Annotated in this window: 23 protein-coding genes; 18 read left to right on the top strand and 5 right to left on the bottom strand. The window is 62.4% G+C overall.

The genetic code is table 11. The annotated features are described in order from the left end of the window. Positions 1-7: 7 nt before the first annotated feature. From BMZ70_RS12220 to bamC, 4 genes are all read left to right on the top strand, one after another. Entirely contained in the window at positions 8-1,210 is a 1,203-nt protein-coding gene (locus BMZ70_RS12220) for a tryptophan--tRNA ligase (protein ID WP_092274254.1), read from the top strand. A gap of 15 nt (positions 1,211-1,225) precedes the next feature. Beyond that, positions 1,226-1,774: a class I SAM-dependent methyltransferase gene (locus BMZ70_RS12215; protein WP_092274251.1), complete on the top strand. Its 549-nt coding sequence runs from the start codon at positions 1,226-1,228 to the stop codon at positions 1,772-1,774. A gap of 84 nt (positions 1,775-1,858) precedes the next feature. Further along, positions 1,859-2,734, top strand: coding sequence for a 4-hydroxy-tetrahydrodipicolinate synthase (gene dapA / locus BMZ70_RS12210; protein WP_092274248.1), 876 nt, complete (start codon positions 1,859-1,861; stop codon positions 2,732-2,734). Positions 2,735-2,815: 81 nt separating this feature from the next. Further along, positions 2,816-4,015 (top strand): outer membrane protein assembly factor BamC, encoded by a 1,200-nt coding sequence (bamC, locus tag BMZ70_RS12205; RefSeq protein ID WP_165403483.1) that lies wholly within the window; start codon positions 2,816-2,818, stop codon positions 4,013-4,015. Between the two features lie 121 nt (positions 4,016-4,136). On the opposite strand, the gene BMZ70_RS12200 is transcribed toward bamC, so the two are convergent. The 3 genes from BMZ70_RS12200 to BMZ70_RS12190 form a co-directional block, all read right to left on the bottom strand. After that, positions 4,137-4,379, bottom strand: coding sequence for a hypothetical protein (locus tag BMZ70_RS12200; protein WP_092274246.1), 243 nt, complete (start codon positions 4,377-4,379; stop codon positions 4,137-4,139). Between the two features lie 296 nt (positions 4,380-4,675). Further along, a complete protein-coding gene (locus BMZ70_RS12195; protein ID WP_092274243.1) occupies positions 4,676-5,152 on the bottom strand; it encodes a DUF7931 domain-containing protein in 477 nt (158 codons plus the stop codon). Positions 5,153-5,182: 30 nt separating this feature from the next. Further along, complete coding sequence (locus tag BMZ70_RS12190; protein WP_092274240.1) at positions 5,183-6,304, bottom strand: cupin domain-containing protein; 1,122 nt, start codon at positions 6,302-6,304, stop codon at positions 5,183-5,185. Positions 6,305-6,385: 81 nt separating this feature from the next. Between BMZ70_RS12190 and BMZ70_RS12185 the strand changes: the two genes are divergently transcribed. Then, positions 6,386-6,931, top strand: a complete 546-nt coding sequence (locus BMZ70_RS12185) for an FKBP-type peptidyl-prolyl cis-trans isomerase (RefSeq protein WP_092277795.1) — start codon at positions 6,386-6,388, stop codon at positions 6,929-6,931. Positions 6,932-6,936: 5 nt separating this feature from the next. On the opposite strand, the gene BMZ70_RS12180 is transcribed toward BMZ70_RS12185, so the two are convergent. Together BMZ70_RS12180 and mutS are read right to left on the bottom strand one after the other, a co-directional pair. Next, entirely contained in the window at positions 6,937-7,959 is a 1,023-nt protein-coding gene (locus BMZ70_RS12180) for a hypothetical protein (RefSeq protein ID WP_092274237.1), read from the bottom strand. Continuing rightward, positions 7,956-10,634, bottom strand: coding sequence for a DNA mismatch repair protein MutS (gene mutS / locus BMZ70_RS12175; protein ID WP_092274235.1), 2,679 nt, complete (start codon positions 10,632-10,634; stop codon positions 7,956-7,958). The genes BMZ70_RS12180 and mutS overlap by 4 nt, the downstream gene beginning before the upstream one ends. A gap of 286 nt (positions 10,635-10,920) precedes the next feature. Between mutS and BMZ70_RS12170 the strand changes: the two genes are divergently transcribed. The 13 genes from BMZ70_RS12170 to BMZ70_RS12110 all read left to right on the top strand — a co-directional run bounded on the left by BMZ70_RS12170 (position 10,921) and on the right by BMZ70_RS12110 (position 25,421). Continuing rightward, positions 10,921-11,406, top strand: coding sequence for a hypothetical protein (locus BMZ70_RS12170; RefSeq protein ID WP_130300789.1), 486 nt, complete (start codon positions 10,921-10,923; stop codon positions 11,404-11,406). 97 nt (positions 11,407-11,503) lie between these two features. Continuing rightward, a complete protein-coding gene (locus BMZ70_RS12165) occupies positions 11,504-12,172 on the top strand; it encodes a GntR family transcriptional regulator (protein ID WP_092274229.1) in 669 nt (222 codons plus the stop codon). Positions 12,173-12,203: 31 nt separating this feature from the next. Continuing rightward, positions 12,204-13,214, top strand: coding sequence for an ABC transporter substrate-binding protein (locus tag BMZ70_RS12160; RefSeq protein ID WP_229205382.1), 1,011 nt, complete (start codon positions 12,204-12,206; stop codon positions 13,212-13,214). 3 nt (positions 13,215-13,217) lie between these two features. After that, positions 13,218-14,000 (top strand): ABC transporter ATP-binding protein, encoded by a 783-nt coding sequence (locus tag BMZ70_RS12155; RefSeq protein ID WP_092274223.1) that lies wholly within the window; start codon positions 13,218-13,220, stop codon positions 13,998-14,000. A gap of 13 nt (positions 14,001-14,013) precedes the next feature. Beyond that, positions 14,014-14,775 carry an ABC transporter permease gene (locus BMZ70_RS12150; RefSeq protein WP_092277793.1) on the top strand — a complete coding sequence of 254 codons (762 nt, stop codon included), beginning with the start codon at positions 14,014-14,016 and terminating at the stop codon, positions 14,773-14,775. Between the two features lie 182 nt (positions 14,776-14,957). Further along, the gene (locus BMZ70_RS12145; protein WP_092274221.1) at positions 14,958-15,962 is read left to right on the top strand and encodes a glycoside hydrolase family 53 protein; all 1,005 of its coding nucleotides are present in this window, start codon (positions 14,958-14,960) and stop codon (positions 15,960-15,962) included. 90 nt (positions 15,963-16,052) lie between these two features. After that, entirely contained in the window at positions 16,053-18,311 is a 2,259-nt protein-coding gene (locus BMZ70_RS12140; protein ID WP_092274218.1) for a TonB-dependent receptor, read from the top strand. Then, positions 18,311-19,225: a glycine betaine ABC transporter substrate-binding protein gene (locus BMZ70_RS12135; protein WP_092274215.1), complete on the top strand. Its 915-nt coding sequence runs from the start codon at positions 18,311-18,313 to the stop codon at positions 19,223-19,225. Before BMZ70_RS12140 ends, BMZ70_RS12135 begins: the two co-directional genes overlap by 1 nt. Further along, on the top strand, positions 19,222-20,388 hold the full coding sequence (locus BMZ70_RS12130; RefSeq protein WP_130300791.1) for an ABC transporter permease: 1,167 nt from the start codon (positions 19,222-19,224) through the stop codon (positions 20,386-20,388). The genes BMZ70_RS12135 and BMZ70_RS12130 overlap by 4 nt, the downstream gene beginning before the upstream one ends. Next, on the top strand, positions 20,381-21,361 hold the full coding sequence (locus BMZ70_RS12125; protein ID WP_092274210.1) for an ABC transporter ATP-binding protein: 981 nt from the start codon (positions 20,381-20,383) through the stop codon (positions 21,359-21,361). Before BMZ70_RS12130 ends, BMZ70_RS12125 begins: the two co-directional genes overlap by 8 nt. Further along, positions 21,358-22,101 carry an ABC transporter permease gene (locus BMZ70_RS12120; protein WP_092274207.1) on the top strand — a complete coding sequence of 248 codons (744 nt, stop codon included), beginning with the start codon at positions 21,358-21,360 and terminating at the stop codon, positions 22,099-22,101. Before BMZ70_RS12125 ends, BMZ70_RS12120 begins: the two co-directional genes overlap by 4 nt. Further along, the gene (gene hutH / locus BMZ70_RS12115) at positions 22,086-23,612 is read left to right on the top strand and encodes an HAL/PAL/TAL family ammonia-lyase (RefSeq protein WP_092274204.1); all 1,527 of its coding nucleotides are present in this window, start codon (positions 22,086-22,088) and stop codon (positions 23,610-23,612) included. Before BMZ70_RS12120 ends, hutH begins: the two co-directional genes overlap by 16 nt. 117 nt (positions 23,613-23,729) lie before the next feature. After that, on the top strand, positions 23,730-25,421 hold the full coding sequence (locus BMZ70_RS12110; protein WP_092274201.1) for a subtype B tannase: 1,692 nt from the start codon (positions 23,730-23,732) through the stop codon (positions 25,419-25,421). Positions 25,422-25,431: the final 10 nt, after the last annotated feature.

Here is a 25,431-nt window from a genome sequence, read left to right as displayed (position 1 = left end):
GCCAACCATGTATCCCGATCGCGTAGTCTCCGGCATGCGTCCGACTGGTTCCATGCATTTGGGCCATTACCACGGCGCGCTGAAAAACTGGATCAAGATGCAGACCGAGCTGCCGTGCCTGTTCTTCGTGGCCGACTGGCACGCGCTGACCACGCACTACGACGACCCCGCCGTCATCGAACGCAGCACCTGGGACATGGTGGTCGACTGGCTGGCAGCCGGCATCGACCCGACGCAATCAACGATCTTCATCCAGTCGCGCGTGCCCGAGCACGCCGAACTGCACCTGCTGCTGTCGATGGCCACGCCGCTCGGCTGGCTCGAACGCGTGCCGACCTATAAGGACCAGATCGAAAACCTGGCCAATAAAGACCTCGCAACCTACGGCTTCCTCGGCTATCCGTTGCTGCAGGCTGCAGACGTGCTGATCTACCGCGCCAGCCAGGTACCGGTGGGCGAAGACCAGGTGCCGCACATCGAAATGATGCGTGAAATTGCGCGCCGTTTTAACCACTTGTACGGCAAAGAAAAAGGTTTTGAGGAGAAGGCGCAGGAAGCCGTGAAAAAGCTCGGCAGCAAGCGTGCCAAGCTGTACAACGAACTGCGCACCGAATACCAGCAGGACGGCAAGGAAGAAGCGCTGGCACAAGCCAAGGCCATGCTGGACGATGCCCAGAGCCTGTCGATGGGCGACCGCGAACGCCTGTTCGGCTACCTTGAAGGCAGCCGCAAGCTGATCCTGGTCGAGCCACAGGCGCGCCTGACCGAGGCTTCCCGCCTGCCAGGCCTGGATGGCCGCAAAATGTCCAAGAGCTACGGCAACGCCATCGCCCTGCGCGAGGACAAGGACTCGGTCACCAAGAAGATCAAGACCATGCCAACCGACCCGGCGCGCGTGCGCCGCACCGACGCCGGCGACCCGTCCCGCTGCCCGGTCTGGCAATTCCACCAGGTGTATTCCGGCCTGCCGACCCAGGAATGGGTGGTGAAAGGCTGCAAATCGGCCGGCATCGGCTGTATTGAGTGCAAACAGCCGGTTATTGACGCCATCATCCGCGAACAAGAGCCGATGCATGAGCGTGCCCAGCCGTATCTCGACGATCCGTCACTGGTGCGTGCCATCGTCGCCGACGGCAACGAAGCGGCCCGCAGGCTGGCGCAGGAAGCCATGCGCGATGTGCGCGAGGCGATGGGCCTCGGCTACTCGTAAATTCGGGTAAAAACCATGAGTGACCAAATCTCTCCCTGGGTGCAGCGCTACGCACCATTGGTGCCCGGCGGCGCGGTGCTGGACCTGGCCTGCGGCAGCGGCCGCCACTCGCGCCATATGGCGGCACTGGGCCACGAAGTGGTTGCAGTGGATCGCGATGCCGCTGCCTTGGCGGCAGCCTGCGGCCCCGGCATCACCACCAGTGCCATCGACCTGGAAGAAGAGGGCGCGGCCTGGCCGTTTGGTCCGCACCGTTTTGCTGGCATTGTGGTGACAAACTACCTGCATCGTCCGCTAATTGCCAGCATGCTGGATAGTCTGGCGCCGCACGGCGTGCTGATTTATGAAACTTTCGCGGATGGCAATGCGCAGTTCGGCAAACCATCCAATCCGGCGTTTTTATTGCAGCCGGGCGAGTTGCTGGAACTGGCGCGCGAGCATGGTTTGCGCGTGGTCGCGTTCGAAGACGGCGTCATTGATACGCCAAAAGCTGCGATGGTGCAGCGATTGTGTGCCGTCAAGCCTGATTTTCCCCGAGAGGCGGCTCTATTACCGCCATTTTGAGCGTCGATTTGTGCCGCCGGATGCACCACGGGCGCAACCTATCGACTACAATCAACGTTTTAATACTTTACGCAGTGGTTTCCTATGATTAAGGGCAGCATCGTAGCAATCGTCACCCCGATGCACGCAGACGGTAGTCTGGACTTTGAGGGTTTGAATCAGCTGATCGACTGGCACATCGCCGAAGGTACGGACAGCATCGTGATCGCCGGCACCACCGGCGAATCGGCCACCGTGAGCGTGGAAGAGCACTGCGCGCTGATCAAGGCGACCGTTGCGCATGCCAATGGCCGCATCCCGATCATCGCCGGCGCCGGCGCCAATTCGACCGCCGAAGCGATCAAGCTGACCCGCTACGCCAAGGAAGCCGGTGCGGACGCCACCCTGCAAGTGGTGCCGTACTACAACCGTCCTACCCAGGAAGGCATGTACCAGCACTTCAAGGCCATCGCCGAAGCGGTGGATCTGCCGGTGATCCTGTACAACGTGCCGGGCCGCACCGTGGCCGACATGAGCAACGACACCATCCTGCGTCTGGCGCAAATCCCGAACATCGTTGGCGTGAAAGACGCGACCGGCAACATCGGCCGTGGCTACGACCTGCTGCGCCTGGCGCCGAAGTCGTTCGCCGTGTACTCGGGCGACGATCCGACCGCAATGGCCCTGATGCTGGCCGGCGGCGCCGGCAACATCTCTGTGACCGCCAACGTGGCGCCGCGCGCAATGGCTGACATGTGCCGTGCCGCCATCGCCGGCGATGTCGCCACTGCGCTGGCGCTGAACAACAAAGTCTTCCCGCTGCACCAGAAACTGTTCATTGAACCGAATCCGGTGCCAGTCAAGTGGGCCTTGGCGGAAATGGGTAAGATGCCAGCCGGCATCCGCCTGCCGCTGGTGCCGCTGGCCGCAGATTGCCACGCAGCTGTCCGCGCGGCACTGCAAGAAGCCGGCGTCCTGTAAAAAACCGTAGCAACAAGCAACTGGCCCCGACTCGCGTCGGCTCATATTTTGCTGCACCCCAGCTTCTTAAACAGTAACGACATGACTATTCGCAAGACAGCTTTTAATTCCTCGCAGCGCGCGCTGGTAGTTGGCGCAATGGTGGCGACCGTGACCAGCCTGAGCGGCTGCGGCATGATCAGTTCGGTGGTTGGCAACGACAAGGTGGACTACAAGTCGGCCAAAAAGGCCAGCACGCTGGACGTGCCGCCGGATCTGACCCAATTGCAGAAAGATAACCGCTATTCGCTGCCGGATTCGAACAACGGCGTGGCGACCGCATCCGGCTACAGCGCGGCCAAGGCAGCGCAGTCGGGCGCCCTGACCCCGAACGCGGTGGTGGTCCCTGGCCAGCCGAGCGCCGGCACCGTGGCGCTGACCTCGCTGAGCGATATCAAGGTCGAGCGCGACGGCAACCAGCGCTGGCTGGTAATCAAGCAGACGCCGGAGCAACTGTGGCCGCAGCTGAAGCAGTTCTGGGAAGATTCGGGCTTCACCCTGGCGCAGGAACTGCCGGCCTCGGGCATCATGGAAACTGAGTGGAACGAGAACCGCGCCAAGATTCCGCAGGACTTCATCCGCAACACCATCGGCAAGGTATTTGACTCGGTGTATTCGAGCGGCGAGCGCGACAAGTTCCGCACCCGTATCGAGCGCCGTGCCGACGGTTCGAGCGAGGTCTACATCAGCCACCGTGGCGTGCAGGAAGTTGCTGTTGGCGCGGAAAAGGAAAGCACCAAGTGGACGCCGCGTCCTAACGACCCGGGCCTGGAAGCGGAATTCCTGTCGCGCCTGCTGAACAAGCTGGGCAATGGCGGCGAGCAGCTGGCGCAGGCCAAGACCGCCGTGGAAGGCGCGATTGTGCAGCCTCAGCACGCCTCGCTGGTGGGCGCAGGCGCCGACCGCGCCGTGCAGGTGGACGAGGGCTTCGACCGCGCCTGGCGCCGCGTAGGCCTGGCGCTGGACCGCGCCGGCTTCACGGTGGAAGACCGCGACCGTACCCAAGGTATTTACTTCGTGCGTTACATCAACGATGCAACCGAGACCAAGGGCTTCTTCAGCAAGCTGTTCAGCTGGGGCTCGTCGTCGGAAGAAGAGAAGGAAGCGCAGCGTTACCGTATTTCGGTGAAAGCCAGCGAAGGCAATACCAGCGTGGTCAAAGTACAGACCAATGCCGGCCAGCCGGAAACTGGTGCGGTGGGTGAGAAAATCATTACCCTGCTGCATGAGCAGTTAAAGTAAATGAAGTAAGACTAGAAAGCCGGCATAAGCCGGCTTTTTTTATGTCTCGAAAATAATGTATTTACAAATCTCGGGACGAAAAAAAAACCGGCCCGAAGGCCGGTTTTTTTATCAGCTGATATTACTTCGAAGCAGCTGGAGCAGCAGCAGCCGAAGCGGCTGGAGCAGCAGCAGCGTCCGAAGCTGCAGGAGCAGCAGCGGCTGGAGCAGCAGCGTCAGCAGCTGGAGCTGGTGCTGGAGCAGCAGCTGGAGCAGCAGCTTCTGGAGCAGCTACTGGAGCTGGAGCAGCAGGAGCTTCTTCTTTTTTCGAGCAAGCAGCCAGAGCAACAGCCAGCAGGGAGGCGATCAGCAGGGATTTTTTCATGGGTTTTCCTTAGTTAATTCAAAAATTAAACACGTGTTGCGATTAATAATTACCGGTAATTATCGCTCATTAGGTCGTCTTCGAAGGCCTTTCGTACCCATTAAAGGTGCCTACTAGACAACGGAAACTTCCTAGCCGAATATTATAGCGATTTTTAGTGCATCGCAATAGTTCAACAAGCCTAACGCATAACTATTTTGCGATATCGCAACATTTCGTTTACGACTCGACTTGCGGCTTCTTGCGGCTAATTACCAGTGATCGCATCGAACCTCCGCATTTTACCCAAAACCGGCTCATAATCCAGTTGAGTTTGCATACAATCCGGGGCCGGATTCTATCCAAATTGTAAGAAAACGTTCCAGACTGGTTTGCAGGTCGGCCGGACCGTTGAATACGGCCTCGCCCCGGAAGTGATCGGCATGGAAACGGCGCACGATGTCGCGCTGGTCGGCGATGCAGAAGGAGTCGGTCAACTGGCGCAATTGCGGGTTGGTGCGGCGAACTTCGATCAAGTGGCCGTAATCCTTCAGCAAGCGCAGGAAACGCGGCGCAGCGCGCTCGACGTGGCGACCATCGTGCGCCGCCAGCTGCAGCCGGCCGCCGCCTTGCAGGAAGCGCCGCAGCTGGGCGTCGGTGGTGGTGCTGCCCAGCTCCCAGATGGCGTAATCGGGATCGAACATCTGCAGCGTCTGCTCGGCGCGCGACAGGCAACTGGCCAGGTGCTGCTGAAATTCCGCCCGCGTGGTGAAGGGAATAACCAGTCTGTCCATATTGCCTCCCAGCTCAGTTAATTCAGTTTGTTAGCCCAGCTCGACCCAGCCGTCCTGGTACCACGTGTACAGCGCTTCCAGCACGTCGTCCGAGGCGCTGGCGAACTCATCGCCCTCAAGGCGGCGGTTGTTGGCCAGCAGCTCCAGCGTGGCCTTGTCGGCCTTGCCGACGCCGAACGATTCGCCGTTGATGAACACGTTCTTGCCACGGTACAGCATCTGCGTCTTGGCCGACAGCGACAGGCCCTTCTTCATCACGGCATCGCCGAACTTGCCCACCGTGAGCGGCTTGGTCGGGCCGGTGAAGAACACATTGTGCTTCGGCGTGGACATGTACTCACCGAAGAAGATGGTGATGTCTTCCTCGGTGAAGCGTACCTTGTTCAGCTCGTCGGTCAGCGCGGCCAGCATCTGGCGCGGGATCTCGGCCGGCTTGCTGGTCGGCTCCAGGTCCGGATCGGCGTAGCGGCCTTGCAGGTCGATCGAATCGGCCATGAATTGCAGGAAATTCTCGCCCAGTTCCTGGTACGACGGCGAGCGGAAGCCGATCGAGTAGGTCTGGCAATCGCCGATGGCGACGCCGTCGTGCGCGTAGTGCGGCGGCAGGTACAGCATGTCGCCCGGATTGAGTACGAATTCTTCTTCCGGCTCGAAGTTGGCCAGGATCTTCAGCGGCAGGCCGTCCACCAGCGACAGGTCCTTCTGCGCGCTGATTTTCCAGCGGCGCTGGCCCTGCGCCTGCAGCAGGAACACGTCGTAGGAATCGAAGTGCGGGCCGACGCCGCCGCCATCGGTGGCAAAGCTGACCATCAGGTCGTCGAGGCGGGCATCGGGGATGAAGCGGAACTGGCGCAGCAGGGCGTCCGCCTTGGCGTCGAACAGGTTCACGCCTTGCACCAGCAGGGTCCATTCCTTCTTGTCGCGCGCCGGCAGGCTTTCCAGCGGACCGTGTTCCATTGCCCATTCGCCGTCGAAGCCGGTGACCAGGCGCGATTCGGTGTGGTTGGTGGCGGCCAGCTTGGCCAGCGCGTCCAGCGTCAGCAGCGGCTTGAAGCCGGGGATGGCGTTGCGGATCAGAAGTGGCTTTTTGTGCCAGTAGTCGCGCATGAACTGCGCGGGCGTGATATCGCCGAGGAGAGGTAATTTTTTCATACGCCATTATAACCAGTCGCCGCCGGGGTCTGGCGGCGATCCAAGGTATAATCCGGGGTTAATTATGAAAGGATGCACAACATGAAGATTGCCAAGAACACGGTCGTGACTGTGAATTACAAACTGTCCGATGCACAGGACAATCTGATCGAAGACGGCCGTCAACCTATGGTCTACCTGCACGGTGGCTACGAGAACACCCTGCCGAAAATCGAAGAAGAACTGGACGGCAAGGACGTCGGCTATTCGTCGATCATCCAGATCGAACCGGAAGACGCTTTCGGTGACTACGACGCATCGCTGGTGAAGGTGGAAGAGCGCAAGCGCCTGCCGGAACCGCTGGAAGTGGGCATGCAGTTCGAAGGCATGCCGGACGGCGACGCTGGCGAAGAAGAAGCCATGATCTTCACCGTGACCGATATCGCTGACGACAAAGTGGTCCTGGACGGCAATCACCCGCTGGCCGGCATGGCCCTGCGCTTCTCGCTGGAAGTGGTGGATGTGCGCGAAGCGAGCGACGAAGAAATCGCCCACGGCCACGTGCACGGCGCCCACGGTCATCACCACGATGACGAAGATGATGAAGGCGAAGACGGCGATCACGTCGCCATCCACCCGATTCACTAAGAGTTTTACTGCGGCGCTTCGGCGCTGCCGCCCTTGATTGAGAAGAGGGCGGCGGCGCCCGGAGCGACGCGCACTTCGGCCCAATCTGCGGCCATGTGCAGATGTCCCACATTGCCGCGCCATTGAATGGCCGCCGCATCTCCTCCGGCCGCTGCGCCGCGCTGCGCATCAATCAGCAGCACCTTCCCTTTGTACTTTTCAGCCAGCGTGCGGATTTGCTTGCGCACTTCGGCAAAGCCATCCTGCCTGGTGCGGAAGCTTGGCAGCAGCGAGAAGCCTTCTTCCGCCGTGACGCCGGGATCGCCGTCCGAGAATAGCACAATGCCCTGCATTTTTTGCCGCTCCGCCAGCGTGAACAGGCGATGCAGCCACGCGCGGTTGGCGACCAGGCGATCTTCAAACTCGCTGTTGCGGCCTGCCTCGGGGCGGAAGTGGTTGTTGTTGGCGGGGAGGTTGATGGTGGCGAACAGCACCTTGCCGTATTCCCAGTGCGCGTTCTCGGCGTAGCTGCGGAACTTGGCGTTGGATGAGAGGCGGGTGACGGGCAGGCGGCGCGCGCCGAGCGATTCGCCGTCGACGTAAAACAGTTCGCGCAAGCGGTTCAGGCGTTCGATGGCGTTGGAGCGGCCGCTGGAATTGAGGCAAGCGCTCCAGTCGCTGCCAGCCAGCGAGACGATCATCGGCTGCGCGGATTCATTGAGCAGCGCATGGCGCTGGGTATAGAGCTTGTCGCTGCAAGGCTCGCTGACAGCCTTGATGCCGGTGGCGACCACGAAGGCGGAATCGCTTTGCGACGCCTCCGCAATGGCGCGCTTGAGCGCTGCTTCATCACGGCCATGCTGGAGCGGGTGGCCGATGACGGAGAACTGGAATTCGCGCGCAGCCTGCGCGGTGCTGCTGCCGTTGCTGCGCGGCGGGGTGGCTTGCGCCGCGCGCGCCGCTGGCATTGCGGCTGCCACGGCCATCGCGGCCGCAAGCGCCGCAGCGGCGGCCAGCAGCGGACGGCGATGGCGCGTGGCGCAGATCATGCCTGCGCCGACTCGGTCAGGCGCTTCAGTTGATACAGGCGGTCCAGCGCCTCGCGCGGCGTCAGCGCATCAGGATCCAGCTCGTCGAGCGCATCGAGCAGCTCGCGCATCGCCGGGCTGGTGGCCGCTGCCGGCGCTTCGATCTCTTCATCGTTGGCGTCGACTGACGGCGCGGCGAACAAGTCCAGCTGCGGCGTGGCGTCCAGTGCCTGCGCTTCCAGGCGCGCAAGGTGCTTGCGCGCGGCCTTGATGACCGGCTGCGGCACACCAGCCAGTTGCGCCACCTGCAGACCGTAGCTCTGCGACGCAGGGCCATCCTGCACCGCGTGCAGGAACACGATGGTGTCTTTATGCTCCACCGCCGACAGGTGCACATTGCTGGCGGTAGGGTGATTGTCCGGCAGTTGCGTCAGTTCGAAGTAGTGCGTCGCGAACAGCGAGAAGCTGCGGCTGGTTTCAATCAGGTGGCGCGCAATCGCCCACGCCAGCGCCAGGCCGTCGAAAGTCGATGTGCCACGGCCGATTTCGTCCATCAGCACCAGCGAGTGTTCGGTGGCGCCGTTCAGGATGGCTGCGGCTTCGGTCATCTCCACCATGAAGGTCGAGCGGCCGCCGGCCAGGTCGTCGGTGGCGCCGATGCGGGTGAAGATGCGGTCGATCGGGCCAATGACGGCACTTTGCGCCGGCACGTAGCTGCCCATGTAAGCCAGCAGGGTAATCAAGGCCACCTGGCGCATGAAGGTCGATTTACCGCCCATGTTAGGACCGGTAATCAGCAGCAGGCGGCGTTCGTCGACGAAGCGGCAATCGTTGGCGATGAAGCGCTCGATCTGGTTCTCCACCACCGGGTGGCGGCCTTCCTTGATGTTGATGCACGGCGTGTCCACCAGCTCCGGCGCGCACCAGTTGTGACGCAGCGCGTGGTCGGTGAGCGCGGTCAGCGTGTCCAGCTGCGCCAGCGCGCGGGCGATCGATTGCAGCGTGCCGATGAACGGCGCGAGATCGCCCAGCAGCTGGTCGTACAGCATCTTCTCGCGGGCCAGTGCGCGGTCTTGCGCCGACAGCGCCTTGTCTTCAAACGCCTTCAGTTCCGGCGTGATGTAACGCTCGCAGTTTTTCAGTGTCTGGCGGCGGCGGTAATCGTCCGGCACCTTGTCGGCCTGGCCGTTGGTGACTTCGATGTAGAAGCCGTGCACCTTGTTGTACTCCACGCGCAGATTGGCGATGCCGGTGCGGGCGCGTTCGCGCGTCTCGAGGTCGACTAGATACTGGCCGGCGTTTTCCGACAGGCCGCGCAGTTCGTCCAGCTCCGCGTCGAAGCCGCGTGCGATCACACCGCCGTCGCGCACCATCACGGCCGGCTCCGGCATCACTGCGCGTTGCAGCAGATCGAGGCAGGATTCCGGCGTCGCGAGATCGGCGTGGATGCCGGCCAGCAGGCCGTTGGCATCGGTCAGCACGCGCTGCATGCCGTGACGCAGCGCAGGCAGCTGCTGCAAGCCATCGCGCAGGCTGGCGAGGTCGCGCGGACGTGCCGACAGCAGGGCGATACGGGTGGTGATGCGTTCAATGTCCGGCACTTGCGCCAGCGTGTGTGACAGCGAGCCGGTGGCGTCGGCCTGCGCCAGTGCGGCGATGGCTTGATGACGCGAACGTGCCACGTTCTGGTCGCGGCGTGCATGGTGCAGCCAGTGGCGCAGCAGGCGCGAACCCATCGCCGTGCGGCAGTGGTCCAGCAGCGAGAACAGCGTCGGCGATTCCTGGCCGCGTATGGTCTCGGTCAGTTCCAGATTGCGGCGCGTGGCGGCATCGAGGCCGATGAATTCATTTTCCGTTTCGGTAGTCAGCGTGCGCACGTGCTGCAGGCCACGGCCTTGCGTCGATTGCGCGTAACGCAGCAGCGCGCCGGCCGCGCCGAACGCAGCGCCCAAGCCATCGGCGCCAAAGCCGGTCAGCGTGGAGACGGCCAATTGATCCAGCAACGCCTTGTGGCCGCTGACCACATCGAAGTGCCATTCAGGGACGTTGTTGACGTGGCAGGCCGTGTATTCCTCAAACAGATCGCCGGTATCGCCGCGCAGGATCTCGGCTGGCGAGATGCGTTCCAGTTCCTGCTGGATGCGCGAGTTGACGGTGTGGGCATCGCCCGAGAACTCCATCAAACGCAGCGCGCCGCTGGCCAGCGACAGCCACGCCAGGCCGGCGGTGGCGACCTTGCGCTGGCTGATGATGCACAGCGCGAGCAGCGGACGTTCCGATTTTTCCGGCAGCAGATCGGCATCGGTCAGCGTACCCGGCGTGACCACACGCATCACCTTGCGTTCGACCGGGCCTTTGCTGGTGGCTGGATCGCCGATTTGTTCGCAGATCGCGCAGGACTCGCCGATCTTCACCAGCTTGGCCAGATAGCCTTCCAGCGAGTGGAACGGCACGCCGCACATCTTGATCGGCTGACCGCCCGACGAGCCGCGCGCCGTCAGCGTAATGCCGAGAATGCGCGCCGCCTTTTCCGCGTCCTCATGGAACAACTCGTAGAAATCGCCCATGCGGTAGAAGACCAGCATGTCCGGGTGCTGGCTCTTGATGCTCATGTACTGCTGCATCATCGGGGTGAGCTTTTCGGTGGGGCTGTTCTTGACGGCGGCGGCGTTGATTTCGTTCGGGACGGTGGTCATTGGTTCTTTAGGCGATGCGATCAGTCTGGTTTTGCGGCGGCTCAAACAGCCCCCGCGCGTAACCCGTCATTCTACCAATTTCGGCAGATCGCTGACGAATTCCTCGAAAAGGAGACGCTATCATGTCCAAATGTGAGCGAGAGTGGGAAATTGCCCGCAGGCGATGCGCGGCCTGGTTCGCGTCCCCCGATCGGCAAAGAGGGCTGCAGGGGACTACAATGGACCAATGCATGCGGGGACAGGTCAGCGAAAGATGTGGCGGAAATGCTGTCGCGAGGAGGGCAACGTGAATTATGCGCTTGAAATCGATCGCGCCATCGATGGGGATGACCTGGTGGGTGCCCGGGATCTCGCTGGCCAGTGGGTTGCTGATGCACCCGGCGAGGCTGAGGCCTGGAGTAAGTTGGCCCATGTTCACGAAATGAGCGAGGATTTTGTGCAGGCGAGCAATGCGGTCGCCCAAGCGCTCAACATTTCACCTGACTATCTTCCTTATTTGTTCGAGCAGGGTTATATCGCTTATCGGCTGCAGAACTACGCCCACGCCGAAAGCGCATTCGGCCGCTGTGTGGAACGGTCCGAAATGGCGCGTGACAATTTCTATCTGGACGCTGCCCGGATCGCTCGTGCGAGGTGTCTTGTGCTGGATGGCCGGGCGAGCCTGGCTGCGATCGTCATCGCCGATGCGGCCGCAGATTCAGCGGCCTGGCTGGACGGCCGCTTTTCCAAAGAAGACGTCATGAAGTCCATTCTTGGTGCACGTCCGCCTTAAATTGGGGCTATTCCGTGCGCCAGTTTGGCGACAACCTGCCTTTTAGATTGTCGACAATCGCAAAACCGGTTGGCACAGATGTTGCTCAACCGGAGGTATGCCTACCTCTAACGAAGACCGGATGTACCTCGAAATCTATGACGCGATCATGGAGCACCGGCTGCCGGCCGGCACCAAGCTGACCGAGGAGGGCCTGGGCGAGATCTACGGCATCGCCCGCCACACGGTGCGCCGCGTGCTGGCCAAGCTGGCCGCCGATGGCCTGGTCGATATCGAGCGCAATCGCGGCGCCTACATCGCCAGCCCCACCGACGAGGAAGCCTACGAAATGTTCGAGCTGCGCCAGACGCTGGAAGCGCTGGTGATGCACAAGCTGATCGACAAAACCCGCAAGTCCGACTACGCCGCCCTGCGCGCGCTGGTCAAGCGCGAACGCGATGCCTATATGCGCGGCGACCGCCCGCAATGGATCCGCCTGTCCGCCGAATTCCACATCGAACTGGCCAAGCTGGCCGGTAATTCGCTGGTGGTGGAAGCCCTGCGCCGTCTGGTCTCGCGCACCACTTTGCTGATTTCAGCCAGCAGTCCTACCGGGCAGCAGCCGTGCTCCTTCGACGAACACGCGGCCGTGCTCGACGCGCTCGAAAAGAAAGACCACACCAAGGCCCACGAGGAAATGATGCATCACCTCGGCCAGTGCGCTTGCCGCCTGCTGGACCGGCCATCGCAACGTTTTGACTTACGCAGCGCCCTCGGAAAAACCTAACCAACACTTTAAGGGATAGCAAATGAAGAAAATGAAAGCAACGATCAGTCTGGCCCTGTGCATGCTGGCCTTGCCTGCGCTGGCGCAGGAGAAAATCAAGTTCCAACTGGACTGGCGCTTCGAAGGGCCGTCGGCCTTCTTCCTGGTGGCCAAGAGCAAGGGCTACTTCGCCGAGGAAAAGCTGGACGTGACCATCGACGCCGGCAGCGGTTCGGCCAACGCGGTCAACCGCGTCGCTTCCGGCACCTATGAAATGGGCTTTGCCGACATGGCGGCGCTGATGGAGTTCAACGCCAACAACCCGACCGCCCCGAGCAAGCCGCTGGCCGTGATGATGGTCTACAACGACACGCCGGCAGCCATCATCGCGCTGAAAAAATCCGGCATCAAGACTCCGGCCGACCTGACCGGCAAGAAGCTCGGCTCGCCGGTGTTTGATGCCGGCCGCCGCGCCTATCCTATCTTCGCCAAGGCCAACAAGCTGGACCCGGCCAAGTCGCCGTTCACCAGCATGGACCCGCCGCTGCGCGAAACCATGCTGCTGCGCGGCGATGTGGATGCGATCACCGGCTTCACCTTTACCTCGCTGCTGAACCTGAACGCGCGCGGCGTCAAGGATGAGGACGTGGTGATGCTGCAGTACCCGAACTACGGCGTCAAACTGTACGGCAACGCCATCATCGTCTCCGACACCTTCGCCAAGCAGAAGCCGGAAGTGGTGAAAGCCTTCCTGCGCGCCTTCGCCAAGGCCGCCAAGGATGTGATGGCCAACCCGGAAGCGGCGGTCAAGGCGATCAAGGAGCGCGACGGCCTGATCGATGAAAAGCTGGAGTTGCGCCGCCTGAAGATGGCAATTGCCGACGCCGTCGCCACGCCGAACGCGCGCGCCGAGGGCTTTGGCCAGGTGTCGCCGTCGCGTCTGTCGCTGATGGCATCGCAAGTGTCTGACGCCTACGCCACCAAGAACCGCGTCGATCCTAAAACCGTGTGGGATGCGTCCTACCTGCCATCCAAAGCCGAGTTGACCGTCTTCCCTAAGTGACCCATGTCTGAATTATTCGTCGATTTTCAAAAGGTCTTCCTCGCTTACAACGATAGCGAGTTCGCGGTGGAAGACATCAACCTGCAGACCCGGCCGGGCGAATTCATCGCCATCGTTGGCCCGTCCGGCTGCGGCAAGTCCACCTTCATGAAGCTGGCGACCGGCCTCAAGATGCCGACCAGCGGCAAGGTCAACATCGGCGGCCAGCCGGTGACCGGTCCGTTGAAGTTTGTCGGCATGGCGTTCCAGGCGCCGACCTTGCTGCCGTGGCGCACCACGCTCGACAATGTGCTGCTGCCGCTGGAGATCGTCGAACCGTACCGCAGCAACTTCAAGCGCGAGCGCGAGCAGTACGTGCAGCGCGCGCTGAAGCTGCTCAAGACCGTGGGGCTGGATGGCTATGCCGACAAATACCCGTGGCAGCTGTCGGGCGGCATGCAGCAGCGCGCCTCGATCTGCCGCGCGCTGATCCATGAGCCGAAGATGCTGCTGCTGGACGAGCCGTTCGGCGCACTGGACGCGTTCACGCGCGAAGAGCTGTGGTGCGTGTTGCGCGACCTGTGGACCGAGCGCCAGTTCAACGTCATCCTGGTGACGCACGATCTGCGCGAGGCGGCCTTCCTGGCCGACACCATCTACGTGATGAGCAAGCGGCCGGGGCGCATCGTCGCGCGCAAGGAAAACCCGCTGGCGCAGCCGCGCGAGCTGGAAGTGACCTACACCGAACCCTTCAACGAACTCGTGCACGAACTGCGCGGGCATATTGGCCGCGTGCGCAGCAGCTGACCGAGGAATGAGCATGAACCAACAAGCCGTCAAGAACTTTGCGCCGTGGGCGCTGCTGATTGCCATCCTGACTTTGTGGCAGCTGATTTGTAGCGTGTTCGGCATTTCCGAATTCATCTTCCCCAGTCCGCATGCGATCTTCCAGTCGCTGGTGGAGTACGCCGGGCCGATTGCCGAGCATGCGTGGCGTACTTACTGGGTCACGATGGTGGGCTTCGGCATTGCCGTGGTGGTGGGCGTCGCCTTGGGCTTCCTGATCGGCTCGTCGCCGCTGATCTACTCCGCCGTGTATCCGTTGATGACTGCGTTCAACGCGCTGCCCAAGGCGGCGTTTGTGCCGGTGCTGGTGGTGTGGTTCGGCATCGGCGTGGGACCGGCGATCCTGACCGCGTTCCTGATTTCCTTTTTTCCGATCATGGTCAACATCGCCACCGGGCTGGCGACGCTGGAGCCGGAACTGGAAGACGTGCTGCGGGTGCTGGGCGCGCGCCGCATGGACGTGCTGCTGAAAATCGGCCTGCCGCGCTCCATGCCGTATTTTTTTGCCTCGCTGAAAGTGGCGATCACGCTGGCCTTCGTCGGCTCGACCGTCTCGGAAATGAGCGCCGCCAACGAAGGCATCGGCTACCTGCTGGTGTCGGCCGGATCATCGATGAAAATGCCGCTGGCCTTTGCCGGCCTGATGGTGATCGGCGCGATGGCGATGGCCATGTACGAACTGTTCGCCATCGTTGAAAAACGCACCACCGCCTGGGCGCACCGGGGCAATGCCTAACAAGTTCGGGGTCAGCTCTGTCATTTGGACATCAGCGAACCATGTTTGATATTTCTCAATACTGTTTTTATTTGTCCAAATGACAGAGCTGACCCTGAATTTCGTTTGGGCATATCGAAAGGGCATGGCTGGTGGCAATTTCCTCATGCCTGCGCGCGGCGGCTTTCGGCTAGCATGGCGGCATGAAAAAATTATTGATAGCGCTGATGGCGGCACTCGCCTTGCCCGCCGGCGCGGAGACGTTTGTCAAAGGCGCGGATGTCGGCTGGCTGCCGCAAATGGAAGCCACCGGCTACAAATTTTATAACAAGCAGGGAGAGCAGCAGGATGGCTTGCAGATCCTCAAGGATCTCGGCATTAATACCGTGCGCCTGCGGACGTGGGTGAATCCGTCCAGCGACAAGGCCAGCGGCCACAACAGCAAGGACGAGACCGTCGCGATGGCGGTGCGCGCGCAGAAGATGGGCATGCGTGTGATGATCAATTTCCACTACAGCGACAGCTGGGCCGATCCACAACAGCAGCGCAAGCCCGCCGCTTGGGTCGGCCACGATTTCGCGCAACTGCAAAAGGATGTCTACGCCCACACCTATGAGGTGATGGCCGCGCTGAAGCAGGCCGGCGTCTCGCCAGAGTGGGTACAGGTCGGCAATGAAACCCGCACCGGCATGATTTACCCGGAAGGCCACACCGACAACTGGCCGCAGTTGGCCAAGCTGATTAATCAGGGCTACGACGCGGTCAAGGCCGTCAGCCCATCGTCCAAGGTGGTGCTGCATCTGGACCGAGGCCAGGACAATCAGTGGTTCCGCACCTGGTTCGATAACGCCAAGGCCAATGGCGCCAAGTACGATGTGATCGGCGTATCCTACTATCCGTACTGGCTCGATGGCCGCCCCGATTACACGCTGTCGATCGACGATCTCGGCAACAACCTCAACGACATGGCCGCGCGCTATGGCAAGGAGGTGATGGTGGTGGAAGTCGGCGGCGAAGACAGCAAGCCGCAAAATACTTACGACATGCTGCAAGCCGTGAAACGCAAGGTCAAGGCGGTGCCGGACCACAAGGGCCTGGGCATCATCTACTGGGAGCCGCAAGGCGCTCGCAGCTGGAGCCACTACGAACTGAGCGCATGGGGCGAGGACGGCCGGCCGACCAAGGCGATGGACGCATTCTTGGATTAGTTATAAGGAAGTGCATTAATCTTCGTTTTCAGTGTTTGCCCGGTTGTATATACTTTTTGCAATCGACTATTAAAACACTGAAGGAGCGGGATGAATAAGCATTTGATGGCGCTGGCAGTCGCTGGGGCATTCGCAGCGGTTCCGGCACTGGCGCAGGACAGCGCCTCCGACAAAATCGAAAAAGTGGAAGTCACCGCGACCCGCACCGGCGCGGTCGACGTCCAGCAAGTGCCGGCCGCGATCACGGTCATCAAGCCGGATAGCCTGACCAAGTACGGCCAGGGCACCCTGAGCGATATCGCCAACCTGGTGCCGGCCATCTCGCTGCAGGAGCAGGGCGCGGGCGTGAACAACATCACGATACGCGGCCTGGTGGTGCGCGGCATTGTGCCGTCCGAGGTGCAGGATGCGTCGCTGGTGGCGGTCTATATCGACGAATTGCCAGTGACCCTGAAGTCCGGCAATCCCGATCTGAAAGTGCTGGACCTTGAGCGCATCGAAGTGCTGCAAGGCCCGCAAGGCACGCTGTACGGCGCGGGCGCAATGGCCGGCACCGTGCGCCAGATTACCAAGAAGCCCGAGTTCAATGACTTCTACGGTTCGGTGGAAGCGGTCGGCTCGCAGACCTCCAAGTTCGGTAGCACCAATCACAACGTGCGCGGCACCGTCAACGTGCCGGTCAAGGATAATGTGCTGGCGCTGCGTTTGACGGGCTACACTGGTAACGATTCCGGCTACGTTCGCAATGAGGTGAACGGCAAGACCGACAACGATGTATCGACCAACCAGGGCCGCATCGCCGCGCGCCTGCGCGCCACGCCGGACCTGCTGGTCGATGCCAGCATCACCGCCTCCAACGTCAAGGGCGGTATCAACGATGCCTACTCCAAGCTGGCGCCGTACACCACCAACTCGCTGATCCAGCAAGCCAGCAAGGACAGCCTGCAGCTGTATAACCTGACGCTGAACTACGATGCCGGCGTAGCGAATCTGGTGTCGTCCAGCTCCTACCTGCATCGCGACACGCTGTACATCAACTCCGGCCAGTACAAGGCGACCGCCTTCATCTTCGGCGGCCAGCCGCCGCTGATCGCTTCGTCCTACGTGATCGGCAACAAGATCACCAACTTCGCGCAGGAGTTCCGTTTGCAATCGAAAGCGGGCGGTCCGCTGAAGTGGACTGCCGGCGCCTTCTACACGCAAGGCAAGCGCGATCTGCGCCAGGACCAGCCGACGCCGGGCTTCGACGCGCGCTTCGCGGCTGCCAAGAACTTCCCCGGCTATAACTCGCAGCTGAACGACAACGCCTTCACGCCGGACGATTACTTCTCGGGCACGCAGAATATCGACTCGAAGGAAGCCGCGCTGTTCGCCGAAGCCACTTACACCGTGTGGGATAAGCTGGACCTGACCGCCGGCCTGCGCCTGTTCCGCGGCACGCAGGACTTCGACCTGAAGTTCAGTGGCCTGTTCGGCAACCTGTTTAACTCGACGCCGGCCAAGCCGCAGAGCAGCATCCCTGAGACCAGCAACAGCAGCGAGACTTCGAAGGGCGCCAATCCACGCTTTGCAGCGGCATACCGTCTGGATGAGGATCACACCGTGTACGCATCGGCGGGCAAGGGCTTCCGCTACGGCGGTAATAATCAGCCGGTGCCGTTCGACTTCTGCGGCCAGAATGCGCCGTCGACCTTTGAGCCGGATAGCCTGTGGAACTTCGAAGCCGGCTCCAAGAACACGCTGTTCGATCGCCGCGTGACCTTCAACGCCAGCGCCTACCTGATCAAGTGGAAGGATGTGCAGGTCTTCAACAAGCTGCCGTGCACCTACTACTTCACGCAGAACGCCGGCAAGATCCGCAGCGAAGGCGTGGAGCTGGAGAGCTTCTTCAAGATTTCGCGCCAGGCGTCGGTGGGCGTGAGCGCTACGTTCAATCACGCTTACGCTGCCGAGAAAGTGGTTACCGGTATCGCTGCGCAGAATATTCCTGAAGATGCACGTGTGCCGTACTCGCCTAAGTTTGCAGCCAACGCTGTCGCCAATTACGTGATTCCGCTGGCGGGCGCAGAGGAGATTACGCTGTCGGCCACCTATGCGTATCGTGGCGAGTCATTCACCAACTTCGCAGCGTCGCAGGGTAGCTACTCGCGCATTCCATCGTCGAACACGGTGAATGCGACGGCGGTCTACAAAACCGGTCCGTATGAATTCGGCCTGTTCGGCACCAACCTGACCAATGGCGCCAAGATCAGCGACGTGACCACCAACACCATCGCGATCCAGCCGGGCGACAATCTGTACATGATTCGTCCTCGCACGGTGGGTGTGCGCGTCAAGGCGCGCTTCTGATGAAAGCCTGGACGGCAGCTGCATGGCTGCTGTTGCCGGCGACGGTGATGGCGGCCAGCGACGGCGCCATCACCGTCGGTTCCAAGATCGACACTGAGGGGGCGTTGCTATGCCCTCTGGTGTCGATCGCGTTGAAGGCGCATGGCATCAAGGTGGTGGAGAAGTGCGGCACCGGCGCCACGCAGGTGGTGCGCAAGGCGCTGCTGGCAGGGGAAATCGATGTCTATCCCGAATACACCGGCAATGCGCCTTACCTGATCAAGAGCGTGCGCTTTGCGCCGGGCACGTTCCGCGATCCGGTGCGTGGCTACGAGGCTGGAGCGGCGGCGGATCTGGCGCAGAACCGCATCGTGTGGCTCAAGCCCGCGCCGGCCAATGTCACGTATGGCTTTGCGATTCCGGCCAGGCTGTCGGCGGCGGAGGGCATTACCTCGCTGCCGCAGCTGGCCGCCTACATCAACGCCGGCAAGCACTTCAAGGTGGTGGTCAGCCAGGAATTTGTCGACCGCGCCGATGGCCTGAAGGCGTTCGAGCATGCGTATGGTTTCAAGCTGACGCCATCGCAGCTGATTATTCTCCCCGGCGGTAACACCGCACAGACCGAATCGGCCGCCGCGCGCGGCACCAGCGGCGCGAATGCGGCCATGTCGTACAGCACCGATGGCCAACTGGCGGCGATGGGCCTTGTGGGTCTGAACGACACCGGCGCCGCCGCCGACATCTACCAGCCCTTGCTGACGATACGCAGCGAGGCCTTGAAAAAATATCCCGCCGTGCCAGCCATCGTCGAACCTATCTTTGCCACGCTCGATACGGGCACGCTGTCGCGCCTGAACGCTCGCATCGTGGTGGGCGGCGAACCCGGTGCACGGGTGGCGGAAAAATACCTGCGTGAGAAAGGATTCCTGAAATGAGCGCAGTACTTCCATTACCCGTTGCAGGGCAGGGCGGCAAGGCCGGCTTGCGCTGGCGGCTGGCGGCCGGGCGTCCGAATGCGATTGCCTTGTTTGCAGTGCTGCTTGGGCTGTTGTCCTTGCAATGGCCTTTGGTGTCGCTGCATGCGAATCGCGTGGCACCGGATGGGGAGGACTTCACCGCATTCGCGCTGGGCGGGCATTGGACTGCGCTGGTGGCGGGCGGCTGGGCTTTGCTGGCGCTGGCCGTGTGGCTGGCGCGTGGCCGGGCGCGTGCGCCGGCACTGGCGTTGTCGCTGACCGTGGCGGCGGCTGCCGGTTTTGGAGCCGTGACCTGGGGCGCAGCAGGGCAGCTCAGCGCGCATCCTGGCGTGCAGGAGTGGGCGCGGTTTGCGATTGCCGGCGGTGCCTGGGGCACGCTGGCGGCGGTGTACATCGGCGCGTTTGCGTTGTATGCCGAGGCGCCGCGCTGGCTGGCGCTGCCGGTGCTGGCATTGGCCGCGCTGGCGTGGGTCGCGCCGTATCAGCATCTGGGCGTGGTGATGGAGTACCGCATGGCGTCCGAAGTCTTTCATGAGGAATTGCTGCATCACCTGCTGCTGGTCGCGGTGGCGCTGCCGCCGGCCATGCTGCTGGGAGCCGCCATCGGCTTGCTGGCGGCGCGCAAGCGCGTCTTTGAGAGTGTGCTGCTGGGCGCAGTCGGCCTGCTGCAAACCATTCCGTCGATTGCCTTGTTTGGATTGCTGCTGCCGGTGCTGGGATTGGGTGCGAAGCCGGCCATTCTGGCGATGGTGTTGTATGGCTTATGGCCGGTGGTGGTGCACACGCATACCGGCCTGACCTCGGTATCGCCGGCCATGCTGGATGCGGCGCGAGGCATGGGCATGAGTGCGTGGCAGCAGTTCTGGCGCGTGGAGTTGCCGCTGGCGGCGCCGTTCTTTGTTGAAGGCGTGCGCGGCGCGATGCTGATGCTGATTGGGCTGGCGACGGTTGCGGTGCTGGTGAATGCCGGCGGCCTTGGCTATTTCCTGTTGCGCGGCACGGAGCAGGCGGTGCCGGATCTGGTGCTGCTGGGATCTTTGCCGGTGGTGGCGCTGGCATTCGGCGCGGATGCGGTGATGCGCTTGCTGGCGTGGAGTTTGAAGAGGGGGCAGCATGATTAACTTGCGTAACATCGAAAAGCATTACAGCGGCGTGACTGCGTTGAACCAGGTGAGCCTCGATATCGCGCGCGGCGAACTGGTGGTGCTGATTGGTCCGTCGGGCTGCGGCAAGTCGACCTTGCTGCGCACAGTGAATCGTATGACGGAGCCGGATGCAGGGCAGATTGTGATCGATGGCCGCAATGCGCTGGAGAGTGATCCGGTGCTGCTGCGCCGGTCGATAGGTTATGTGATCCAGAATGTCGGCCTGTTCCCGCACATGACGGTGCGCGAGAATGTGGCGGTGGTGCTGCAGTTGCTGGGATGGGACAAGGCGAAGCGGCTGCGTCGCGCGGATGAGATGCTGGAGCTGGTGCGGCTGGACCCGCACAAGTTCGGCGGCCGCTATCCGGCGCAGCTGTCTGGCGGCCAGCAGCAGCGCGTGGGGATTGCACGTGCGCTGGCTGCGGATCCGGCGTTGCTGTTGATGGATGAGCCATTCAGCGCGGTGGATCCGATCACGCGCGAGCAGTTGCAGGAGGAGTTGTTACGTATCCAGCGCGACGTGCGCAAGACGATTTTGTTTGTCACGCATGATATCGATGAGGCGATCCGCCTGGCAGACAAGATATGCCTGCTGCGCGACGGTGCGGTGGTGCAGTATGCGGATCCGGATACCTTGCTGCGGCAGCCGGCGAACGCGTTTGTGGCGCAGTTCTTCGGTCAGGAGCCGGCCCTGCGGCGCCTGGCGCGTTATAGCGTTGCGGATTTTGTGCGCACCGATGCGGCCAGCATCGCCGCAGCCGTCGCGGCGCATGCGGCGGGTGTCGCCGGTGTGTCGCTGCAAGCCGGTGCTCGCACGGCATTGAGCAAGCTGCTGGGCGGCCTCGCGCTGCTGCCAGTCCTTGACGATGCCGGCACAGTCATCGGCCAGGTGGCGCTCGGCGACCTCACGCTGGCATCTTCGTCGACCGACAAGGCGTTGGCGGCATGAAGCGGGCGCGGATTGAGGCGGCGGTGGCGCTGCTTTGCTGGCCGGCCCTTTGGCTGGTCTACAGCCGCGAGGACTGGTGGCGCGCGCTGCTTGCGCCGCTGCCCGGACCAGACCAGCCGGTTCTGTATGAGCGCATCTCCTTGCTGGAAGCGGCGCAGAGCCATGTGCTGATCGTGCTGGCTGCGATGGCGGGCGTGATCGCGCTCGGCATCCCGCTGGCGATTCTCGCCACGCGCGCGGCAGGCAAGCCTTTGCTGCCGCTGATCGCCAACACCGCGACCATCGGCCAGACCTTGCCGCCGGTGGCGGTGCTGTTTCTCGCCACGCCGATCGTCGGCTTTGGTCCACAGGCGATGATGATGGCGCTGTTCACTTATGGCCTGATGCCGACCGTGCAAGCGACGCTGACCGGCTGGCGCGAAATCGACGCCGATGTGCGGCGTGCAGCCGAAGGCATCGGCATGGGGCCGTGGCGGCAGCTGTTCACCGTTGAACTGCCACTAGCACTGCCCGGCATGCTGGCCGGTGTGCGTACCAGTTTGATTCTGTCGGTTGCCACCGCCTCGCTGGCGCCCATCACCGGTGGCGTTAGCCTCGGCACGCCGATCGTCTCCGGTCTGGCGGTCGACAACGCAGCACAAGTGATGGAAGGTGCGTTGGCCGTTGCCTTGCTGGCGCTGTGCAGCGACTACAGCATGCGCGTCCTCCAACGCAAACTGACTCCGTGGCGCACTTGGTAACGCTTGACCAGCGCACGCCGGATTGGCGCGCGGTGGCGGCGGTGGCGCGTGGCGCACCGCTGGTGCTGGCCGACGCAGCGCAGGAGCGCGTGCAGGCCGCGCGCCGCATCGTTGATCGCGTGGTGGAAGACGGCGTGCAAGCCTACGGCATCAACACCGGCCTTGGCGCCTTGTGCGACCGCGTGCTCGATCCCGACGCGCTGGCCAGGCTCTCGCTGAACACTCTGAAGAGTCACGCCTGCGGCGTCGGCGCGCCGCTGGACGATGAGCTGGTCCGTGCCATCATGTGTGCGCAAGTGGTCAACTACAGCCACGGCAAGTCGGGCATCAGTCCGGCGCTGGTGGATGGATTGGTCGCACTGCTGAACCGGAACCTGATACCGGTGGTGCCCGCGCGCGGCTCGGTGGGCTATCTGACGCATATGGCACACATCGGCTTGACGCTGACCGGCTTGTGGCAGTTGCGCACCGGCGGCGTGACGCGCCCGGCGAAGCAAGCGCTGGCCGACGCCGGCCTCGCGCCGGTCACGCCAGCCGCCAAGGATGGCCTCAGCCTTGTCAACGGCACGCCCTGCATGACCGGCCTGTTGTGCATCGCCCTAGCACGCGCCGAGCGCTTGCAGAAGTGGGCCGACATCATCGCTGCCATGAGCTTTGAAGCGCTGCGCGGCCAGCTCGCCGCCTTCGACGAGGAAGCGCTTGCACTCAAGCCGCACGCCGGCGCGCAGACCGTCGGCTACAATCTGCGCACGCTGCTGCAAGACAGCCCGCTGCTGCAGGCATCGCAAGGCCTGCGCCTGCAAGACGCCTTGAGCCTGCGCGCCATCCCGCAAGTACACGGCGCCACACGCGACCAACTGCGCCACGTTGCAGAGCAGGTCAACACCGAGCTGGCCTCTGCCACCGACAACCCGCTGGTCCTTGGCACGCCGGACAACTACCGCGTCGTGTCGCAAGCGAATCCGCACGGCCAATCGCTGGCCTTCGCCGCCGACCTGCTGGCGGTCGCACTGGCGGAACTGGGCGGCATCGCCGAGCGCCGCATCGACCGGCTGGTGAATCCACTGGTCAGTGGACTGCCGCCATTCCTGGTGGAGGACAGCGGCGTGAACTCCGGCCTGATGATCGTGCAGTACGTGGCCGCATCGCTGGTGGCGGAAAACAAAGTGCTGTCGCAGCCTATGGTGGTCGACAACTACGTCACCTCCGCGCTGCAGGAGGATCACCTGAGCCTCGCTACGCCGGCCGCACTGAAAGCGCTGCAAGTCATCGAAAACAGTGAGCGCATCCTCGCGCTGGAATATCTGGCGGCAGGGCAGGCGCTGTCATTCCAAAAAGTGCAATCGCTGGCACTTGGCACGCAGGCCGCGCTGTCGCTGCTGCGCGAACATGTCGACGTGGTCAGCGAAGACCGCATCCTTGCACCCGACATCGAAGCCGTTGTCGCCATCATTCAGGACGAAGCCAACATCCATCGCATCGAAGCGCAAGCCGGTCTCACGCTGCGATAAGTAAAAAGCAAACCGCAAGAAGTGAATGGCAATGGTTTGCCAGCAGTGCGCGCATATACTCCGAATCAACGCTGGCCAGCGTCACGACAAAAATATATCTCATTACTCGGAGACTCTATGAAACGCACTGCGATAGGCACTTGCCTGTTGCTGTCGCTGGCCGCCTGCGGCTCGGACAACAACGCCACCACTACCTCTTCCACGACAGCGCCAGCCGCCACGACCCCGGTCGGCGCCTACGACAGCGCGCTGGCCTTCGACAAGACCAAGTACACCACCATCAACGTCACCATCGACGGCGTGAAGACGCCGGTGCGCTGGTACAAGGAAGTCTGCTACGTCGGCAAGCCGGTTGCGATGGCGTCCAGCCAGACTGGCCTCGGTGGCGCTACCACCACCATCAGCAACACGGCATGCGGCTACCAGAGCTTGAATATCTTCGTGCCGGAAAGCGTGGCCGCCAGCCAGGACGCGGCGATCTACTTCGCCGTCAACAACGCCGGCTGGATGGCCAGCTACATCAAGGCCAGCGTGACCGACGGCGCCACCTTCGCCAGCGCGACCAGCAATGTCGGCGCGGCACTCAAGGCGGGTTATGTCTACATCGACGTCGCCACTCGCGGCCGCGGCATTGTCGCCGCCGATGGCAGCTACGCCGGCAAGGCGCCGGCGGCTATCGTTGACGCCAAGGCGGCGGTGCGCTACCTGCGCCTGAACGACAGCGTCATGCCGGGCAACGCCAACCACATCGTGGTCAACGGCACCAGTGGCGGCGGCGGTTTGTCGTCGGCGCTGGGCGCATCGGGCAACAGCAAGGACTACCTGAGCTACCTCGCCGCCATCGGCGCGGCCGGCGTGGCGGCGGATGGCAGCAGCACGCTGCGCGACGACGTACTGGCGATTAACGCCTACTGCCCGATCACTGATCTCGGCAACGCCGATCTGGCCTATGAGTGGGTCTACAACATCCTCAATACGCGCCAGACCGTGGGCAGTCTGCCGAACGCCAAGGGCAGCGCCGAGCTGATGGCCAAGTTCGTGGCTTATCAATCCGGCCTCGGGCTGAAGACGTCCAGTGGCGCGGCGCTGACCGCCACCAATATGCTGGAAACCATCAAGGCGGAAGTGATCCGTTCGGCCGAAACCTATCTGGCCTCTGGCGGCACGATTCCCAACCTGGGCGAGACCATCAGCTATAGCAGCGGCATGGGCGCGGCGGCAACCACCAAGACCTATGTCAATGACTGGATCAGCATCGACAACACCACCAAGAAAGTGGTCTCGCTGGACATGGAGAAGTACCTGAAATTCGTCGCCACCCAGAACACGCTGAAGAACACGCCGGCATTCGACCAGACCGGCCTGACCATCACCGCATCGAGCGGCGAGTCGAATATGTTCGGCACCGACAAGCAGGTGTACTCCAACTTCACCGCCTACAGCTGGGACAACAACGACGTGGCGGGCGACGGCATTGGCTACCTGGACACCGGCTACTCGTGGACCCAGTACTCTGCGCTATCCACTTCGCCGCAGCTGACGCAGGTCAAGCTGATCAACCCGATGGCCTATATCGGCAGCGGCGCCAGCACCGCGCCTTACTGGTACGTGCGTCACGGTACGCGCGACCGCGACACCGCGTTCACCGTCTCGATCAACTTGAGCCGTGCGCTGGCGGCCGACAGCAACGTCAAGGACCTGAACTACCGTCTCGCATGGAACCAGCCGCACGCTGGCAACTATGACGTGCCGGAAGCGATGGCCTGGATCGATGCGACCCTGAAGGCCGCAGCAGCCAAAGGCCTGTAAGGTAGTAAAG

Origin of the sequence: Duganella sp. CF402, from assembly GCF_900109645.1 — a bacterium.
Lineage (GTDB): Bacteria > Pseudomonadota > Gammaproteobacteria > Burkholderiales > Burkholderiaceae_D > Rugamonas.
This window is presented reverse-complemented; position numbering and strand designations above follow the sequence as displayed.

Bases quoted from the DNA above. Each gene is read 5' to 3' on its own strand.
- BMZ70_RS12220 (WP_092274254.1), top strand. From the start codon at position 8: ATGTATCCCGATCGCGTAGTCTCCGGCATGCGTCCGACTGGTTCCATG.
- BMZ70_RS12215 (WP_092274251.1), top strand. From the start codon at position 1,226: ATGAGTGACCAAATCTCTCCCTGGGTGCAGCGCTACGCACCATTGGTG.
- dapA (WP_092274248.1), top strand. From the start codon at position 1,859: ATGATTAAGGGCAGCATCGTAGCAATCGTCACCCCGATGCACGCAGAC.
- bamC (WP_165403483.1), top strand. From the start codon at position 2,816: ATGACTATTCGCAAGACAGCTTTTAATTCCTCGCAGCGCGCGCTGGTA.
- BMZ70_RS12200 (WP_092274246.1), bottom strand. From the start codon at position 4,379: ATGAAAAAATCCCTGCTGATCGCCTCCCTGCTGGCTGTTGCTCTGGCT.
- BMZ70_RS12195 (WP_092274243.1), bottom strand. From the start codon at position 5,152: ATGGACAGACTGGTTATTCCCTTCACCACGCGGGCGGAATTTCAGCAG.
- BMZ70_RS12190 (WP_092274240.1), bottom strand. From the start codon at position 6,304: ATGAAAAAATTACCTCTCCTCGGCGATATCACGCCCGCGCAGTTCATG.
- BMZ70_RS12185 (WP_092277795.1), top strand. From the start codon at position 6,386: ATGAAGATTGCCAAGAACACGGTCGTGACTGTGAATTACAAACTGTCC.
- BMZ70_RS12180 (WP_092274237.1), bottom strand. From the start codon at position 7,959: ATGATCTGCGCCACGCGCCATCGCCGTCCGCTGCTGGCCGCCGCTGCG.
- mutS (WP_092274235.1), bottom strand. From the start codon at position 10,634: ATGACCACCGTCCCGAACGAAATCAACGCCGCCGCCGTCAAGAACAGC.
- BMZ70_RS12165 (WP_092274229.1), top strand. From the start codon at position 11,504: ATGCCTACCTCTAACGAAGACCGGATGTACCTCGAAATCTATGACGCG.
- BMZ70_RS12160 (WP_229205382.1), top strand. From the start codon at position 12,204: ATGAAAGCAACGATCAGTCTGGCCCTGTGCATGCTGGCCTTGCCTGCG.
- BMZ70_RS12155 (WP_092274223.1), top strand. From the start codon at position 13,218: ATGTCTGAATTATTCGTCGATTTTCAAAAGGTCTTCCTCGCTTACAAC.
- BMZ70_RS12150 (WP_092277793.1), top strand. From the start codon at position 14,014: ATGAACCAACAAGCCGTCAAGAACTTTGCGCCGTGGGCGCTGCTGATT.
- BMZ70_RS12145 (WP_092274221.1), top strand. From the start codon at position 14,958: ATGAAAAAATTATTGATAGCGCTGATGGCGGCACTCGCCTTGCCCGCC.
- BMZ70_RS12140 (WP_092274218.1), top strand. From the start codon at position 16,053: ATGAATAAGCATTTGATGGCGCTGGCAGTCGCTGGGGCATTCGCAGCG.
- BMZ70_RS12135 (WP_092274215.1), top strand. From the start codon at position 18,311: ATGAAAGCCTGGACGGCAGCTGCATGGCTGCTGTTGCCGGCGACGGTG.
- BMZ70_RS12130 (WP_130300791.1), top strand. From the start codon at position 19,222: ATGAGCGCAGTACTTCCATTACCCGTTGCAGGGCAGGGCGGCAAGGCC.
- BMZ70_RS12125 (WP_092274210.1), top strand. From the start codon at position 20,381: ATGATTAACTTGCGTAACATCGAAAAGCATTACAGCGGCGTGACTGCG.
- BMZ70_RS12120 (WP_092274207.1), top strand. From the start codon at position 21,358: ATGAAGCGGGCGCGGATTGAGGCGGCGGTGGCGCTGCTTTGCTGGCCG.
- BMZ70_RS12110 (WP_092274201.1), top strand. From the start codon at position 23,730: ATGAAACGCACTGCGATAGGCACTTGCCTGTTGCTGTCGCTGGCCGCC.